The sequence below is a fragment of the Achromobacter sp. NPDC008082 genome, assembly GCF_042957345.1.
Lineage (GTDB): Bacteria > Pseudomonadota > Gammaproteobacteria > Burkholderiales > Burkholderiaceae_B > Achromobacter > Achromobacter kerstersii_A.
Genome location: NZ_JBIBIB010000006.1, coordinates 295,471 through 311,685 on the forward strand (window position 1 = coordinate 295,471; position 16,215 = coordinate 311,685).

Below are 16,215 nucleotides of genomic sequence, written 5' to 3' on the forward strand. Positions count from 1 at the left end.
TATTGCCGTCCCCGTTTTGAAGACCATGGAACTCCGTCAACTCCGCTACTTCGTGCGCGTCGCTGAACTTGGCAGCATTGGCCGCGCCGCGCGCGATCTGGGCGTGGTGGCCTCTGCGCTCAGCCAGCAGATCAGCCGCCTGGAAAGCGAGCTGGCGACGCGATTGCTGATGCGCACGCACACGGGCGTGGTGCCCACGGCGGCCGGCACCGCCTTTTTGCGGCAAGCCCGGCTGACGTTGCGGCACGCGGAAAACGCCGTGGCCGCTGCGCGCGAGGCGCGCCTGTCCGGCATGGTCAGCGTGGGCTTTGCGCCCACCACCGCATCGGTGCTGGCCAAGCCGTTCTATGCCGCCATGGCTGAACGCTATCCCAACGTGCGGCTGCATCTGGTCGAAGGGCTGTCGGGCAATCTGGGCGAACAGCTGAATAACCGGCGGCTGGATCTGGCGGTGCTGTTCCAGAATGACAGCAGCCAGGGGCGCAGCGCCATTCCCGTGCTGGACGAAAAACTGTTTCTGCTCGCGCAGCGCGGCATGTACGCCTTGCCTGACGGCGAACCCGTCACCATTGCCGAACTGGCAGGCTTGCCGCTGGCGGTTACCAGCAAAGCGCACGGCCTGCGCGCATGGGTGGAAGCCGCCTTCGAACGCGCCGGCATCGAGCCCTGGGTGGCCGTCGAAGTGGATGGCCTGACCACCTTGATGGACCTGGTGCAGGCCAATGCCATCGCCACCATCCAGCCCGGCGCCGCCGTGGCGCGGGCCGAGGCCGGGCTGCTGAACATGCACCCCATCAACGACCCCTTTCTGTACCGCCGCAACGCCGTCTACTGCATCAACGACGAAGAACTATCGCCCGCGGCGCTGGCGGCGCGCGTCGTGCTGGTGGACGTAATGCGCGCGCAAGTGCGCCACGGCGGCTGGCCGGGCGCCACCCTTCTCGATTCGTGATGCCCCCATGCCGGGCGCATGGCTAGGCCCGGGAAAGTCCCACGGATACATTGCATTCGTGAACGCTGCGGCAATGGTGCCGGGGCGACGGACCTTCTCGAACGCTGATGACGACTGACTCCCGACGCCCGGGCACGCTACCCATCCCCTCCATGCGGGCGCACTGTTCCGACCAGGAATGGCAGGCGCGTGTCGACCTTGCCGCCTGTTATCGGCTGGTTGAGCTCTACGGCATGGCCGACATGATGGCCAACCACATCTCGGCGCGCGTGCCAGGCGAGGACAACGCGTTCCTCATCAACCCCTACGGCATGATGTACGAAGAGATCACGGCGTCCAGCCTGATCAAGGTGGACCTGGACGGCACCATCCTGGCCAAGCCCGATTTCGGCGACATGGACTACGGCATCAACAAGGCCGGCTATGTGATTCACAGCGCGGTGCACGCGGCGCGCCATGATGTCGACTGCGTGATCCACACGCACAGCTGGGCGTCGATGGCCGTGGCGTCCTTGGATTGCGGCCTGTTGCCGGTCACGCAAACGGCCATGCGCTTTTTGAAGATCGGTTATCACGATTACCAAGGCGTGGTGCTGGACCTGCAAGAGCAGGAATCGCTGTTGAAGGATCTTGGCCAGGGCGAAGCGCTGATCCTGCGCAACCACGGCGCGCTAACCGTCGGCCGCACCGTGGGCGAAGCCTTCAACTGGATGCACCGGCTGGAGCTTGCCTGCCGCGCCCAACTGGCCGCCATGGCGACCGGCTCGCCGTTGCGGCAGGTCAGCCCGGCCGTGCTGGAAGACACCTGGAACAACTACCAGCCCGGCACCCGGCGCCCGTACGGCGTCATGGAGTGGCCGGCCCTGCTGCGCAAACTGGACCGCATGGACCCCGCCTTTCGGGATTGAAACCCCGGGATTGAAACCCCGGGATTGAACTCCAAAGCGCTGGCCGACGTGGCGGCACGGCGCTCGCAAGCCCAAACGACAACCACGAACGGAGACAACCATGAACACTGCCCGAGCCCTGCTCGCCGCCGCAGCGGCGGCCTGCGCCTGTACCGTACCGCCCGCGATGGCGGCGGACTATCCCGACAAGCCCGTGAAAGTCATCGTGGCGTTCACCGCCGGCGGCACCACGGACACGCTCACGCGCAGCATGTCCAATGCGCTGTCCAAGAAGCTCGATCAGCCCTTCGTCGTGGAAAACAAGCCAGGCGCGGGCGGCAACATCGGCACCGAATACGTGGTGCGCGCCGCGCCCGACGGACACACCTTGATCGTGAACTCCGTCGGCCCCATCGCCGTGAACGCGTCGCTGGCCAAGCTGTCGTTCGACCCGCTGACCGATCTGGTGCCCATGGTGCAGATCGCCACCGTGCCGAACGTGCTGGTCGTGCCGCCGTCGTCCCCCGCGAAGGACATCAAGAGCTTTCTGGCGTACGTGAAAACGGCGAAGCACCTGAACTACAGCTCGACCGGCGTGGGCACGTCGTCGCATCTGTCCAGCTACATGCTGATGGACGAGCTGGGCGTGCAAGCCACGCACGTGCCGTACAAAGGCGCCGACGCCGTCAACGACCTGCTGGCCGGGCGCATCGATTTCATGTTTGCGACCATCCCATCCGTGATCGGGCAGATTCGCGCCGGCAAGCTGCGCCCGCTGGCGGTCAGCACGCTGCAACGGTCGGCAACGCTGCCCGAGCTGCCCACCATCGCCGAGTCCGGCTATCCGGGCTTTGACGCGGGTTCGTGGTTTGGCTTCTTCGGCCCCAAAGGCACGCCGCCCGCCGTGGTGGACGTAATCAACCGCGAAGTGAATGCCGCGCTGCCCTCGTTGAAATCGCAGATGCTGCACGAAGGCGCGGAACCGGTGGGCGGGACGCCCGCGCAGTTCTCAACGTTCATACGCAGCGAACACGACAAATGGGCCGCGCTGGTGCGCAAGTTCCAACCCAATCCCAACTGATCGCCGCGCCTGCCGCGCGTAGTGAACCCGCAATGACGCCCCCCGACGAGATCCGCATCCTCTGTTCCCCTGCCGCCGCTGACACGCTGCGGCAGGCGCTGCCCCAAGATGGCCGGCGCTACCTCCTGCGCCATCCTGAACCCGGCCAAGCCTGCGATGCGCAGGTGGCTTTTGTGTCGCGCGACATCACGGGCGCGTCCACCAAGTTCAGCATCACGCCCGACACGGCGCGCTACTACGAGGCCATGCGCCACGCGCCGGCGCTGCGCTGGGTGCATGTGCACTCGGCGGGCGCTGACCGCGAGATCTATCAAAGCCTGCATGCGCGCGGCGTCATCATCACCACGTCCCAAGGCGCCACGGACGCCGTGGTGGCGCAAACCGCCATCGGCGGCGTGCTGGCGCTGGCGCGCCGGTTTGCGCTGCTGGCGGCTGACCAGCGTGACCATGCGTGGCGTCCGCTGCTGGGCGCCCGCACGCCGCGCGACCTGTCTGGCCAGCATGCGGTGCTGGTCGGCTGGGGCGGCATCGGGCAGCGCATCGGCGCGCTGCTGATGGCGCTGGGGTTGACGCTGACCGTCGTCCGGCATTCGGCTACCGCGGTGCCGCAAGCGCGCCGCACGGCGGCCTATGGCGAACTGCCCAGCCTGCTTCATGATGCCGACTGGCTGGTGCTGGCGTGTCCGTTGACACCGGCCACGCGCGAACTCGTCAGCCGCGACGCCCTGGCCGCCTTGCCCGCGCACGCCATGGTGGTCAACGTGGCGCGCGGCCATGTCATCGACGAACCCGCACTGATCGACGCGCTGGCCCATGGCCGTCTGGGCGGCGCGTTTCTGGACGTGTTCCAGCAGGAACCGCTGCCGCCGGAATCTCCGTTATGGGCGCTGGACAATGTCATCGTCACGCCGCACAGCGCCGGGTTTTCGGACGGCAACGCAGCGCGGGTGCGCGAATTATTCCTGAACAATCTGCGCCGCTGGGCGCAAGGCGAGGCGCTGATCAATCCGCTGATCGGCTGACGCCCGCCCCATGCAAAAAGCCCGGACCAAGGCGCGACCCATGCAAAAAAGCCCGGACCAAGGCCCGCCCCATGGAAAAAGCCCGGACCAAGGCCCGGGCCGTTACCTGCCTGCGTCGCGACGATCAGCGTTGCAGCGGCGCCTTGGCCGTTTCCTTCGCCGCCAGCAGCGCCACCGCCGTCACGGCCAGCGCAGCCGCCACGTACAGCGAAATGGCCAGCGTGGAATTCCACGACTTGTACAAGCTGGCGATGATCAGCGGCGCAAACCCGCCACCCACAATGCCGGCCAGCGTGTACGCCAACGACGACCCGGCGTAGCGCACCCGGCCCGGGAACTGTTCGGTGATGAAGGCGGCTTGCGGGCCGTACATCAGCGCGTGGATCAACAGGCCCACCACCACCGCCGCGCAGATGGCGATGGGGTGCGCCGTATCCATCAGCACAAAGAACACGAACGCCCAGATCATGCCCAGCACCGCGCCCAACAGATACACCGGACGGCGGCCGATCTTGTCCGACAGCGCGCCGCATAGCGGTACCGCAATCGCGTTGAGCGCCGCGCCCAGCATCGTCGCCGTCAGCGCCATGGGCCGCGACAGGTGCAGCACCGTCGTCACGTAGGTCAGCGTGAAGACAACCACCAGCGCATACAAAACGTCGGACCCAATGCGCGAACCGCCCGCGATCAGCAACTGGCGCCAGTACTGGCCCAGCACTTCCTTGATGGGCGTGCTGGCGGTTTCACGCTTTTCTTCCATCTCCCGAAACACCGGCGTTTCTTCAACGCCACGGCGCAGCCACAAGCCGAACATCACCAGCGCCACGCTGGAGACGAACGGCACGCGCCAGCCCCACGACTGAAAATCTTCCGCGCTGAGAAACGCGGTGACGATGGCGATGAAGCCCGTGCCGATCAGCGTGCCGCACGACGGCCCGACCTGCGTGAACGAGGCATTGCGGCCACGTTGGTGGGGCTTGCCATGTTCCATCGACAAGAGCACCGCGCCTGCCCATTCGCCGCCCAAGGCCACGCCCTGCACGAAGCGCAACGCGACCAGCGCCACCGGCGCCCAGACGCCCCACGAGGCATAGGTGGGCAGCAGCCCCATCAGCCCGGTCGAAATGCCCATGATGACGAGTGTCGCGACCAGCACGAACTTGCGGCCCAGGCGGTCGCCCAGATGGCCGAACACAAAGCCGCCCAGCGGCCGGGACACATAGCCCACGGCGTATGTCGAGAACGCCAGGATGGTGCCCGTCAGCGGATCGAACGACGGAAAGAAGATCGAGTTAAAAACCAGCGCCGCCATCAGGTTGTAGATGGTGAAGTCGTACCACTCCAGCGTGGTGCCGACCGAGCTGGCCATCGCCAGCCGGCGCATCTTGTTAGGCGCACCGGCGGTGTCGGCCGCGGCAGACGCCGCGGGCAAGGTGTGTTCAGCCATAGGGTTCTCCTTGTTATGTGGTTCAGTGTCAGCGCAGATCGGACGCGTGCAGCTTCCAGCCCAGCGCAAGCAGCCAGGCTTGGGACGCGTCGGTCTTGAAGGCGGCGGCGGCCTCGTCACGCAAGGCCAATGCGCCCGCTTCGGTGCTGGCTTCCACGATGAAGATCGGGGCCAGCTCGCGCTGCTCGGTGGATTCACGCGGCAGCGGCGTGCTGAGCACCGGGTCAGGCACCAGCAGGTACGACTGCACGAAGCCATCGGCGCCGGACAGCATCAGCCCCAGTTCGCGCGCCTGCACGATCAGGGCTTCGGCGGTATCCGTCATCGGCAAGGGCAGCACCACCAGCTGGCTGCCGCTGCCCGCGCCGATGACGGCTTGAACGGCGCACACGCGGCGCATCGGGTCACGCATGCGGTCCAGGTTGGCCACCGACCACGGCGTCTGGCGTTCGAACGCGGCGCGGTAATCGGCGGTGGTGAAGGCGGCCAGCGATTCGGTGCGATACAGGCCCAGGTACTTGCGCCCGCCGTGGCGCGACACATAGCGCGCGCCAGACAGGAAGCCGGGAATGCGCACACGTTCTTCTACGTGTTCGCGGTCGTACCAGCGGTTGAAATCGGGTTCGTCGGCGGCGGCCACGTCAGAGGCGACGAACAGCAGGCCATTGGGAAGCGAGGCGGCGGAATAGCTCATAAGCGGAAAGACCAGGGTTCCAACAATTGCAGAAGGCCCAATCTTCGTCCGCCAGGCGGGGCGGGGACAAACGAGTAATTCTTCCTCACGGCAACAGAATTACTGAGCGCCCCCCTAGGGATAACACTATTGCGCAGACCCGAAACGCGGCTCTACGACCGATGCCGTGAACTGGTCCGACGCCCGGCTCGCCAGCTCCGCCACCAGCCGGATGGCGTCCGACCCGGCGCTTTCCAGATAGCTCACCACCAGCAATTGCGGCGGCACGGGCAAGTCACAGCGGATGACCTGCACTTCGCCGCGCGCCACATATTCGTACATGGGCGGCAGCGGCACCAGCGCCCGGCCAAAACCGCTTTTCACCAGCCGCGCCAACGCCGACATCGAACTCACGCAGTGCACCTTGCCTTGCGGCATGCCCGCTTCGCGATACAGCGCCTTCAAGGCCTCATGCGGTTGCGAACCCGGGCTCATTGTCAGCACCGGCTCGCTTAGCAGTTGCTGCACGGTCAGCGATGGCTCGTCGCCCGCTGGCCCCACCCAGCCCATTTCCATCGGCAGGCAGGCGGTGCTGATGATGCCGGTGTCGCTAAGCAAATCAGTTTGCAGGGCGATGTCCAGCGTGCCTTCGCGCAAACCGCGATGCAGCGCGCGCGTGGTTTCGGATGTCAGCTGCACCTCGATGCCGGGATACGTGGACTTCAGGTTTGTCAGAAAGCCGATCAGCCACGTGTGCACCACCGTTTCGATGGCCCCGATGCGGACCAGGCCGAACACTTCGTCGCCACGCTTGCCCAGCGACAGGATCTGCTGGCGAATTTCCAGCAGCCGTTCGCCGTAGTCCAGTAGCCGCGTGCCGACGGCCGTCAGGCGCAGTTCCTTGGCGTCGCGCTCGAACAGCCGGGCGCCGATATCTTCTTCCAGCGAGGCGATGCGATTGGCCACGGCGGCCTGGGTGATGTGGAGACGGTCGCTGGCGGCCCGGAAACTGCCCAGGCGCGCCGACCAGAGAAAGGCTTCGACGAAACGCGTATTCATGATCCATGGCGCCGCATGACGGCGCCCCACTCTGCTTCAAGCTTCCGCGGCGGCAAGCCACGGCTGGCGACCATGCTACCGCCTTCCGGGCCGCTGCGCCGTGGCTGCTGCGGCCTGGACGTCGCCAGCGGCTGCTTCTGGCGGACTGCCGCCGCGTTATGTCCCCTTCTCTGGTGCGGCATGCACCAATGTGGCGCGCGCAAGGCACCACCCCGATGCCCGGCGCGCCCGCGCCCCAGGGCGGAGCAGGCTTACGCAAACCTGGCACGCGTTTTGCTTAATGACTGGTATGCAAGCTTGTCTACAAGACAGGCAACCGATTACGGCAACCCACATTCACCCCGCGCCCATCAGGAGCCCTCATGATCAACCGCAATGCGCCCTACGCTTTCAACGCCACTCGCCGCCGCCTGATCCAGGGGGCCGCGTTGGGCGCCGCGACGCTGGCCGCGCCCGCGCTGGTGCGTGCGCAATCGGGCCCGGTGATTCGCATCGGCTACTGGCCGGTGGCGGCCGGCCTGCCGTTCTACGCCGCGGTTGAGAAAGGGTATTTCAAGGAAGCGGGCCTGAACGTCGAACCGCTGAAGTTCGCCGGCGCGCAGCAGGTCATGGAAGCCATGCTGGCAGGCCGCGCAGACGGCAGCGCCAACGGCACGGGCTCGGCCAACCTGGCCATTGGCGAAATTGCATCGCCCGGCCTGTTCAAGATTTTTGCGTCCAACCCCAGCAACGCCAAGAACGTGCTGGATGAGTTCATCGTCGCGAAAGACAGTCCCATCAAATCCATAGCAGACCTCAAGGGGAAAAAGGTCGGATCTGGACCCGGCATCCAGAACGCCACGCTGGCCAAAGCAGTACTGGAGCGCGCCGGCGCAACCGGGGCAACCGTGGTCGAGTTGGCAATCAGCCAGCACGTCGCCGCGGTTGCCGCCGGCCAGTTGGATGCGTGCTACACGCTGGAGCCCACAGGCACGGTGGGCCGCCTGAACGGCACCACGCGCGTGCTGGAAACGGGCGTCATCGCCAAGTACGTATTGGGCGATCCGATGGCGCCGTGGTTCGGCGGATCGGCCTCGCTCACCACCGCGTTCCTGAAGAAGCACCCCGAGGAAAGCAAGAAATTCATCGCCGCCTATGCGCGCGGCATCGAACTGATCCGCACCAAGCCGGCCGAGGCGCGCCCCTTCATGAAGGGCTACACCGCCATCGAAGGCCCCATGACCGAAGAGGTGCCGCTGGCCGCCTACACGCTCTACAACGAGTTCACGCCAAGCGACATCCAGTACTTCCAGAAATTCTTCGACCTGTTCACCGACAAGGGCATCTTCGCGCAAAAGGTCGACGTGTCGAGCATGCTTTACAAGGGCTGACCCATGCCAGCAACGACCGTAACTTCCGCAGCGGCAGCCGCAACGGGCAGCACCGTGGCCGTGGCCGTCAACACGACGAAGGCATCGAGCGCCATGACATCCCCCTCCGCCCAAAGCGCGGCGCCGGCCAAGCAGCCGCCGCGCAAATTCAACGGGACGCGGTTTCTGCCGCTGATCGGCCCCCTGGCGCTGTTCATCGTGTGGGATCTGGTGGTGCGCCTGCAACTGGTCAGCCCCGTGCTGCTGCCCACGCCCAGCGCCACCATCGTGGCCCTGGTCAAGGGCCTGGCGGGCGGCCCGCTGCTGTGGGACTTCCTGGCATCGTTGAACCGCACGTTGCAGGCGTTCGTGATTGCCGGCGTGATCGGCGTGCCGCTGGGCGTGCTGTTGGGCAGCAATGAAAAGGCCTACCGCAGCGTTGAGTTCCTGGTGGATTTTTTCCGATCGACGCCGTCGTCTGCGCTGATTCCGTTGTTCCTGATGATCTTCGGCGTGACCGACATGAACAAGATCGCCATCGCCGCGTTTGCGGCCGTGCTGGTGATTCTGTTCAACAGCGCCTACGGCGTCATCAACGCGCGCAAGCAGCGCGTGATGGCGGCGCGGGTGATGGGCGCATCGCGCTGGCAGATTTTCAAAGACGTGCTGATCTGGGAAAGCCTGCAACCCACGTTCGTGGGCCTGCGCAGCGGGGTGTCGATGGCGCTGGTGATCGTGATCGTGGCCGAAATGTTCATCGGGTCCGACAGCGGCCTGGGCAATCGCATCATCAATGCGCAGCAGGTGCTGAACGTGCGCGAGATGTACGCAGCCATTCTGGCCGCGGGCGCCTTGGGCTATGTGCTGAACATCCTTTTTCTTGTGCTGGAAAAGCGCGTGGTCCATTGGAGCGGCCGATAAATGTCCACCGTCATCAACCCCATCATTGCCCCTGCGCCCGCCCCCGCGCCCTTTGCGCCCGGCCCGCTGGGCACCCACATCACCATCCGCGGCCTGACCAAGTATTTCGCGGGCTGGCCGCTGTATGAAGACTTCAACCTGGATATTCCCAAGGGCAAGATCGTCTCGGTGTTCGGCCCCAATGGCTGCGGAAAATCCACGCTGATCAACATGATTGCGGGGCTGATTCCCATCGACGCAGGCGAAATCCTGTTCGATGGCAAGTCGCTGGCGCAAACGAAGATCGGCTACGTGTTCCAGAACTATCGCGAAGCCATGTTCCCGTGGCTGCGCACCATCGACAACATCGCCTACCCGCTGCGTCTGGAAGGGCGCAGCAAGGCCGAAGTGGATGCGCGCGTGGAAGAGCTGGTGGCGTCGTTTGACGTCAAGTTCGACTTGAAGCGCTATCCGTATGAATTGTCGGGCGGGCAGCAGCAGACGGCGTCCATCATGCGGGCGCTGGCCCCCGGCCCCGAAGTGCTGTTCCTGGATGAGCCGTTTTCGGCGCTGGACTTCGAGATGACCTTGTTCATCCGCGAAAAACTGCAGGAGGTGTTCCTCCAAACAGGCACGACCATGCTGCTGGTGTCGCACGACCTGGAAGAGGCCGTGTACCTGGCGGACCAGGTGCTGCTCTTGACCAAGCGGCCCACGCGCGTGGCCGAGATTCTGAACTACACCGACGCCCGCCCCCGCACCGTGGAGACCTTGTCGGAACCCAGCTTTATCCAGATGAAGAAACTGAGCCTGGAGATCTTCCAGCGCGAAGTGCGCAAGTGATTTGAGTACGCTTTAACCCCAGCAGCAACCATCCAGTCTATCGGGAGCATCCGCCATGACCCAGGAAACCATCGATCAATACGTGCGTAGCGCCTTGGCGTTATCGGGCTACGCCTTGCGCGAATCCACCACGGCGGAAGTCGTGCAGCAGTTCTCGCGCATCCACGACATTGCGGCCAGCTTCGTTGACGAGCCGCTGCCGGTGGAACTGGAATCGGCTTCGGTGTTCCGTCCGTGAGCGGCCCCGCCATCGACATCGCCCGCCAGGTCGCCAGCGGCGAACGCACCGCCGTTGCGGTGCTGGACGCCACGCTGGCCCGCGTGCGCGAGCGCGACCCCCACTACAACAGCTTCACGCTTGTCACCGAAGCCCGCGCGCGCCAGGAAGCCGCCGCCATCGACGCGCGCCGCGCTCGTGGCGAGACCCTGCCGCCGCTGGCGGGCGTGCCGTACGCCGTCAAGAATCTGTTCGACATTGCCGGCGAAGTGACGTTGGCGGGTGGAAAGGTCAACGCGTCCAATCCCCCTGCCCGGCACGATGCCCGCCTGGTCACGCGGTTGCGCGACGCGGGCGCCGTGCTGATCGGCGCACTGAACATGGACGAGCACGCCTATGGCTTCACCACGGAAAACACGCATTTCGGCGCCTGCCACAACCCGCACGACGTCACCCGCATTGCGGGCGGTTCGTCAGGCGGCAGCGCGGCGGCCGTCGCGGGCGGACTGGTGCCGCTGACGCTGGGGTCGGACACCAATGGGTCCATCCGCGTGCCGGCGTCGCTATGCGGCATCTTCGGCCTGAAGCCCACGTATGGCCGCCTGCCGCGCACGGGGTCGTTTCCCTTTGTGGGCAGCCTGGATCATCTGGGCCCCTTCGCAGCCAGCGCCAGCGACCTGGCCGCCGCCTACGACGCACTGCAAGGGCCGGACGCGGATGACGCCGCATGCGCGCAACGCGCCGCCGAGCCCGTGCTGCCCACGCTTGCCAACGGCGCGCGCACGCTGCGCGTGGCGGTGCTGGGCGGCTACTTCCATGATTGGGCCGGCCCGCAAGCCCGCCGCGCCGTCGACATCGCCGCGCGTGCGCTGGACGCCACCGCCATCGTCGAACTGCCCGGCGCCACGCAAGCCCGCGCCGCGGCGTTCATCATCACCGCAGCCGAAGGCGGCGCCTTGCATCGCGGCAAGCTCATCTCGCATTACGACGAGTACGAACCCTATTCGCGCGACCGCCTGGTGGCCGGCAGCCTGGTGCCTGCGGCGTGGGTGCAGCAGGCGCAACGCATCCGCCACCGCGTCTATCGCGAAGCGCTGGCGCTGTTCGATCAGTACGACGTACTGATCGCGCCTGCCACGCCCGTGTCCGCCACGCCCATCGGCACCGACTGGCTGACGCTGGCCGGCAAGGAACTGCCCGCGCGCGCCAGCATGGGCTTGTTGACGCAGCCCCTCTCGTGCATTGGCCTGCCTGTCTGCACCGCGCCCACCTGGCCGGAAACGGAACAGGACGGCCACTTGCCGTTGGGCGTGCAACTGATCGCCGCGCCCTGGCGCGAGGCCGATTGCCTGAGCGCCGCCTATGCGCTGGAACAAGCCGGCGCCGCGCGCGTGCGGCCCGTTTGACCGGTCAGCCCCTACGCCACGTTCTCACGCTAGCTTCGCACCCAAGGTCACGCAATGGAAACCGCTTTCGCCGCCATCGACATGCCGCGCACCCTGGCCGACTCGGCCTATAGCGCGCTGAAACGCGACATCCTTGATTTCCGGCTGGCCCCGGGCGACCGCTTCACCGAAACCGAAATCGCCGACCGCTTGCAGGTCAGCCGCACGCCGGTGCGCGAAGCCTTGTTCCGGCTAGAGCGCGAAGGCTATCTGGAAGTGCGTCAGCGCAATGGCTGGCTGGTGAAGCCGTTGGACTTCAACACGCTGGACCACTTCTACGAGTTGCGCAGCGTGCTCGAAACCGCGGCCGTGCATGCGTTGTGCGCGCCCGGCCATGGGCCGGACCCGGTGCGCGCGCTGCAATCGCTGGCGGATGTTTGGCTGGTTGATGAGAGCAGCCATTCAAGCGATGGCGAATGGCTGGCCGACCTGGATGAACGCTTTCATATGGACCTGGTGGCGGCGGCCGGCAACCCCGAGATATCCCGCGTGCATCGCGCGGCCACCGAGCGCATCCGCATTGTGCGCAGGCTGGACTTCACGCAGCAGGACCGCATCCACAAGACGTATGAGGAACACGGCGCGATCTTGCGCGCCGTGCTGGCCCGCGACGCGGCCAGCGCCGTGCCGCTGCTGCAATCGCATATCCAGGACAGTCAGAACGCCGTGCGCAAGATCACCTTGCACCGGCTGTATTCCACGCGCCATGCGAAGGCGGCATGACGCGGGGAACACGCTGAGCGGTTCACCGCGTCAGCGTCGGGCGCGGCGCGTTACCCCGCGCGCAGCCAGCGTTGCAGGACGCGCGAGATGACCGGGATGCAGATGAACACCATGATGGGCGTCAGGATCACGCTGGTGATCAGCACGCGCCAGAACACCGGCAGGATGCTCAAGTGCTCGCTGACCAGAATCGAGAACACCAGCAACACCGGAAAGTAAGCCAGCCAGATGCTGACCGCTTGCTTCCAGCGCGGCGGCGCGCTGGCGGCAGTGGGCGCGAACCAGCTGTCCGTGCCGCTGACCTTGCGTTCATGGCTGGCGCGTACCAGCTTCGCGCCGCGTTCCAGCCACATGCGCCGCGGCAGCGACTTTTCCCAACGGTTCAGGCTCGCCTCGTCCGTGAAGCGCAGCACGATCTGATATTGGTCGCCGCCTTCCGGCGGTTGCAGCACGCCCGATCCCAGAAAGCCGGGAAAGCCCGCCGCCAGAATTTCGCCCTGGCGAATCCAGGACAGAAAATCGCTATAGCGTTCAGGCGCAATATGGCGGGTGACCAGCATGGTGACCGGGGCGGAAACAGCGGAACTGGACATGATGGAACTCCTGAGCAGCGGTGTAGCTTGTTATGTCGTGCGGTGCAGTGCAGTGCGGACATCGTGGGGATGCCGCGCGAATGCAGTATTTACCCTGACAAACCCTAGCAAAGTGCGTGCCAGGTATCCGGCGCCGCGTTTCGCCCGGGGCCGAGTGTGTATCGCCCGCGCAATGATGAATTGACGCACCGCAGCAGACACCATATTGGTGATTACCCCTACAACCCGCACCATTCTGGTGCAACCGGAGTCTTACGCATGGACATCAATTTGCCCGACGTCGTGGCCGAAGTGACGGCGGCTTTTGAGCAGTATGAAACGGCGCTTGTCACGAACGACGTCGAGGTGCTGGACACGCTCTTCTGGAACAGCCCGCACACGCTGCGCTACGGCGCCAGTGAAAACCTGTATGGCTACGACGCCATCCGCGCCTTTCGTGCCGGGCGTTCGCCGCAGGGCCTGGCGCGCCGCGTGCTGCGCACCGCCATCACCACCTACGGCACCGACTTCGCCACCGCCAACCTGGAATTCCAGCGCGACGGCAGCGACCGCATCGGCCGTCAGAGCCAGACGTGGATGCGCACCCCGCAGGGCTGGCGCGTGGTGTCTGCGCATGTCAGCCTGATGAGTTGAAGCTGGAACGGCTGCGCACGGGGCGGCACGGCACGACAGCGCATGGCATGGCGCTGAAGCGTCTGCCGGCCGGGCAGGACGCAGCATAACAATATGTGCAATCAGGATTGAGCACGTCACCGTCCAGGTCTACACTGGACTTTCCCTTTTCCGTTGGAGCCCCCACCCATGAGCACATACAAGATTGCGGTTTTCGTCGGAAGCCTGCGCGCCGCCTCGATCAATTTGCGACTGGCGCGTGCGCTGGAAAAGCTGGTCCCTGCCGACTTCAAATTTGAGTATGTGAGCCTGGGCGACATCCCGCTCTACAACCAGGACAACGAGAACAACCTTCCCGCACCGGCCGCAAAGCTCAAGCAACAGATCGCCGATGCGCAAGGCATCCTGTTCGTCTCCCCCGAACACAATCGTTCGCTGCCCGCCGCGCTGAAAAACGCCATCGACTGGGGCTCGCGCCCGTGGGGCCAGAACTCGTGGCCGGGCAAAGCCGTGGGCATTGTCGGCGCCTCGCCCAGCGCCGCGGGGACGGCGATGATGCAGCAGCACCTGCGCAACATCCTGGCCGCCGAAGGCGCCAACGCGCTGACCACGCCGGAAGTGTTCTTGCAGTACGCCGACGGCCTGGTCGATGACCAATTCACCATCACCAACGAAGGCACGCGCAAGTTCCTGCAAGGCTGGATCGACCGCTACGTTGACTGGGTCAAGAAACAGAACGCCTGATCGCCGCCGCTGCCGGCAGCGCGCGAGCCTGCCGGCGCCGATCGCCCGATCTACCTCCGGGCGATCAAGCCCCCCGATACGTCGGGGGGCTTTTTTATAGGACGAATCCGTCACGCCACGCCAAGCGTACGGCGGAGCCACTGACTATCATTCAAGGGTTCAGTGACTTGCCATGTATTTGGCGGAGGAGTGATGGTCATCCCGTTCTTGATACTTAGCCCGCTTGCGATGATGTGGCTGTTGGCGCTATGGCATCACCCGCCTGCACGGCGGCAAGTCCGCGTGGTGTGGCACACCTTCTTGCATGCGCTGACAAAGCCCGTAGGAAAACAGCGGGACGCCTTTGCACACTTCTTTGCTGGCATCGCGATTGCAAGCGGGTTGGGCGCGACCTCTGTCGCATTCGAGACCCACCCGGAACTAACGGCGTGGACATGGTATTTAAAACTCGCCGCGCTGATTGTGGTGTTGATAGTGGCGCTGTCGCTCGCCAGCCTTTGCTACATCAGGCATCACCCTCGCAGGCATCAAGGAGACAAACATGGTGTTCGGAACCCTCGTCATGGTGGGCTTGTGCGCCGCCCTGATCGTCTTCGGCTTGTACGTCGGCACCAACATCATCAAGGCTGACCGCAAGGCGCGGCTCCAGGAATTGCGGCGCCGCCGGCAATGGCGCCGGTCGGTATAACCGGCACGGTAAGCCGTGCTCGGCGGTCAGGCCCCGAACTTATCCCCGCCAACTGTGGAGAAGCTTGAGGACAGTCTTGGGGTAGAGTCAAAATTCCCTGTCCTGCCAAGCACTTGCACGGGCTGATCAAACACTGCGCAATCCTCCATTTGGATGAGATTTGGCGTGTTTATGCACAAAAAGCCTGGATGTCCGTCCAGGCCTTTTTCATATCCGCTTTCGCCTGTGCATTTGTCCCAGCATTCTGTGGACAAGCATGAGGACAGTCTGAGGGCAGGTCGGAAATAGCCTGTGATATCAATGCCCTGCAAGGGGTGGTCAAGAAAGGCTCAGTGCGGCATTTTGGCGCCTGGGGTTGTCCCCGCCAAATGTGGATAAGCCTGAGGACAGTGTGCGGGTACTCGCGAAAAACCCTTGCCTGCCAAGGACTTGCAGGCGGCGGGCAAGAAACGCTCAACGCCGCTTCAGCGCCGCCATGCCCGCCACACCGCGCGATGCGCTGGGGATAAGGGCATAGGCTTGTCCCCATCGAATGTGGACAAGCCTATGAACAGTCGGATAACAAGCCTGAAAAGTCCTTACCCGACAAGTACTTGGAAGGCGTGCTCAAAAAAGAGGCAGCGGCGGAATTACTTGTCGCCTTCCAGACGCATGCCGATCTTCAAACCGACCTGCCAGTGCGCCACCTTGCCGTCCTTGATGTGGCCACGCACTTCGGTGACCTCGAACCAATCCAGATTGCGCAGCGTTTCCGACGCACGCTCGATCGCTTTGGCGATGGCGTCGTCGGTGGACTTGGTGGAAGAGCCCACCAATTCGATTTGCTTGTACACATGATTCGACATAGCTCGTCTCCGCTAAGGGGGGTGAGGTGTGAATCGCCGGCGTGCGGCCATGTTCCGGTGCTTACGACCGGCAATTCATTCGAACACACAGCATACGCCCGCCGCGCTATCGTGGTGTTACGAGTTCCGTCGCAC

The 16,215-nt window shown here is 64.8% G+C and carries 18 protein-coding genes; 13 read left to right on the forward strand and 5 right to left on the reverse strand.

Features of this window, described 5'->3' with window-relative positions:
• Window positions 1–25 precede the first annotated feature (25 nt).
• The 4 genes from ACFZAI_RS24910 (at window position 26) to ACFZAI_RS24925 (ending at window position 3,942) form a co-directional block, all read left to right on the forward strand.
• The gene (locus ACFZAI_RS24910; protein ID WP_391569441.1) at window positions 26–952 is read left to right on the forward strand and encodes a LysR family transcriptional regulator; all 927 of its coding nucleotides are present in this window, start codon (window positions 26–28) and stop codon (window positions 950–952) included.
• A 107-nt stretch (window positions 953–1,059) separates the two neighbouring features.
• On the forward strand, window positions 1,060–1,860 hold the full coding sequence (locus tag ACFZAI_RS24915) for a class II aldolase/adducin family protein (RefSeq protein ID WP_391569442.1): 801 nt from the start codon (window positions 1,060–1,062) through the stop codon (window positions 1,858–1,860).
• Between the two features lie 100 nt (window positions 1,861–1,960).
• A complete protein-coding gene (locus tag ACFZAI_RS24920) occupies window positions 1,961–2,920 on the forward strand; it encodes a Bug family tripartite tricarboxylate transporter substrate binding protein (RefSeq protein WP_391569443.1) in 960 nt (319 codons plus the stop codon).
• A 32-nt stretch (window positions 2,921–2,952) separates the two neighbouring features.
• Window positions 2,953–3,942 carry a D-2-hydroxyacid dehydrogenase gene (locus ACFZAI_RS24925; RefSeq protein ID WP_391569444.1) on the forward strand — a complete coding sequence of 330 codons (990 nt, stop codon included), beginning with the start codon at window positions 2,953–2,955 and terminating at the stop codon, window positions 3,940–3,942.
• A gap of 124 nt (window positions 3,943–4,066) precedes the next feature.
• Here the strand turns inward: ACFZAI_RS24925 and ACFZAI_RS24930 are convergent, their stop codons facing one another.
• The 3 genes from ACFZAI_RS24930 to ACFZAI_RS24940 form a co-directional block, all read right to left on the reverse strand.
• Window positions 4,067–5,389 carry an MFS transporter gene (locus ACFZAI_RS24930; RefSeq protein WP_391569445.1) on the reverse strand — a complete coding sequence of 441 codons (1,323 nt, stop codon included), beginning with the start codon at window positions 5,387–5,389 and terminating at the stop codon, window positions 4,067–4,069.
• Between the two features lie 28 nt (window positions 5,390–5,417).
• Window positions 5,418–6,083: a hypothetical protein gene (locus ACFZAI_RS24935; RefSeq protein WP_391569446.1), complete on the reverse strand. Its 666-nt coding sequence runs from the start codon at window positions 6,081–6,083 to the stop codon at window positions 5,418–5,420.
• 126 nt (window positions 6,084–6,209) lie between these two features.
• Entirely contained in the window at window positions 6,210–7,121 is a 912-nt protein-coding gene (locus ACFZAI_RS24940) for a LysR family transcriptional regulator (protein ID WP_391569448.1), read from the reverse strand.
• A gap of 362 nt (window positions 7,122–7,483) precedes the next feature.
• Here ACFZAI_RS24940 and ACFZAI_RS24945 point away from each other — a divergent pair, with 362 nt between their 5' ends.
• The 6 genes from ACFZAI_RS24945 to ACFZAI_RS24970 all read left to right on the forward strand — a co-directional run bounded on the left by ACFZAI_RS24945 (window position 7,484) and on the right by ACFZAI_RS24970 (window position 12,598).
• Complete coding sequence (locus tag ACFZAI_RS24945; RefSeq protein ID WP_391569449.1) at window positions 7,484–8,491, forward strand: ABC transporter substrate-binding protein; 1,008 nt, start codon at window positions 7,484–7,486, stop codon at window positions 8,489–8,491.
• 93 nt (window positions 8,492–8,584) lie between these two features.
• Complete coding sequence (locus ACFZAI_RS24950) at window positions 8,585–9,391, forward strand: ABC transporter permease (RefSeq protein ID WP_391569450.1); 807 nt, start codon at window positions 8,585–8,587, stop codon at window positions 9,389–9,391.
• A complete protein-coding gene (locus ACFZAI_RS24955; protein ID WP_391569451.1) occupies window positions 9,392–10,213 on the forward strand; it encodes an ABC transporter ATP-binding protein in 822 nt (273 codons plus the stop codon). It begins immediately after the preceding gene.
• A 55-nt stretch (window positions 10,214–10,268) separates the two neighbouring features.
• Window positions 10,269–10,451 carry a DUF4089 domain-containing protein gene (locus ACFZAI_RS24960; protein ID WP_054426595.1) on the forward strand — a complete coding sequence of 61 codons (183 nt, stop codon included), beginning with the start codon at window positions 10,269–10,271 and terminating at the stop codon, window positions 10,449–10,451.
• Window positions 10,448–11,836 carry an AtzE family amidohydrolase gene (locus ACFZAI_RS24965; RefSeq protein ID WP_391569452.1) on the forward strand — a complete coding sequence of 463 codons (1,389 nt, stop codon included), beginning with the start codon at window positions 10,448–10,450 and terminating at the stop codon, window positions 11,834–11,836. Before ACFZAI_RS24960 ends, ACFZAI_RS24965 begins: the two co-directional genes overlap by 4 nt.
• 54 nt (window positions 11,837–11,890) lie before the next feature.
• Complete coding sequence (locus ACFZAI_RS24970; RefSeq protein WP_391569453.1) at window positions 11,891–12,598, forward strand: GntR family transcriptional regulator; 708 nt, start codon at window positions 11,891–11,893, stop codon at window positions 12,596–12,598.
• Between the two features lie 50 nt (window positions 12,599–12,648).
• Here ACFZAI_RS24970 and ACFZAI_RS24975 read toward each other — a convergent pair whose 3' ends face one another.
• Window positions 12,649–13,191 carry an antibiotic biosynthesis monooxygenase gene (locus ACFZAI_RS24975; protein ID WP_391569454.1) on the reverse strand — a complete coding sequence of 181 codons (543 nt, stop codon included), beginning with the start codon at window positions 13,189–13,191 and terminating at the stop codon, window positions 12,649–12,651.
• Window positions 13,192–13,449: 258 nt separating this feature from the next.
• On the opposite strand from ACFZAI_RS24975, the gene hpxZ reads away from it, so the two are divergent.
• The 3 genes from hpxZ (at window position 13,450) to ACFZAI_RS24990 (ending at window position 15,235) form a co-directional block, all read left to right on the forward strand.
• Entirely contained in the window at window positions 13,450–13,824 is a 375-nt protein-coding gene (gene hpxZ / locus ACFZAI_RS24980; RefSeq protein ID WP_391569455.1) for an oxalurate catabolism protein HpxZ, read from the forward strand.
• A 168-nt stretch (window positions 13,825–13,992) separates the two neighbouring features.
• A complete protein-coding gene (locus tag ACFZAI_RS24985) occupies window positions 13,993–14,547 on the forward strand; it encodes an NADPH-dependent FMN reductase (protein WP_391569456.1) in 555 nt (184 codons plus the stop codon).
• Window positions 14,548–15,088: 541 nt separating this feature from the next.
• Window positions 15,089–15,235: a hypothetical protein gene (locus tag ACFZAI_RS24990; protein WP_391569457.1), complete on the forward strand. Its 147-nt coding sequence runs from the start codon at window positions 15,089–15,091 to the stop codon at window positions 15,233–15,235.
• A 629-nt stretch (window positions 15,236–15,864) separates the two neighbouring features.
• On the opposite strand, the gene ACFZAI_RS24995 is transcribed toward ACFZAI_RS24990, so the two are convergent.
• A complete protein-coding gene (locus ACFZAI_RS24995) occupies window positions 15,865–16,080 on the reverse strand; it encodes a dodecin (RefSeq protein WP_054426601.1) in 216 nt (71 codons plus the stop codon).
• Between the last annotated feature and the right edge of the window lie 135 nt (window positions 16,081–16,215).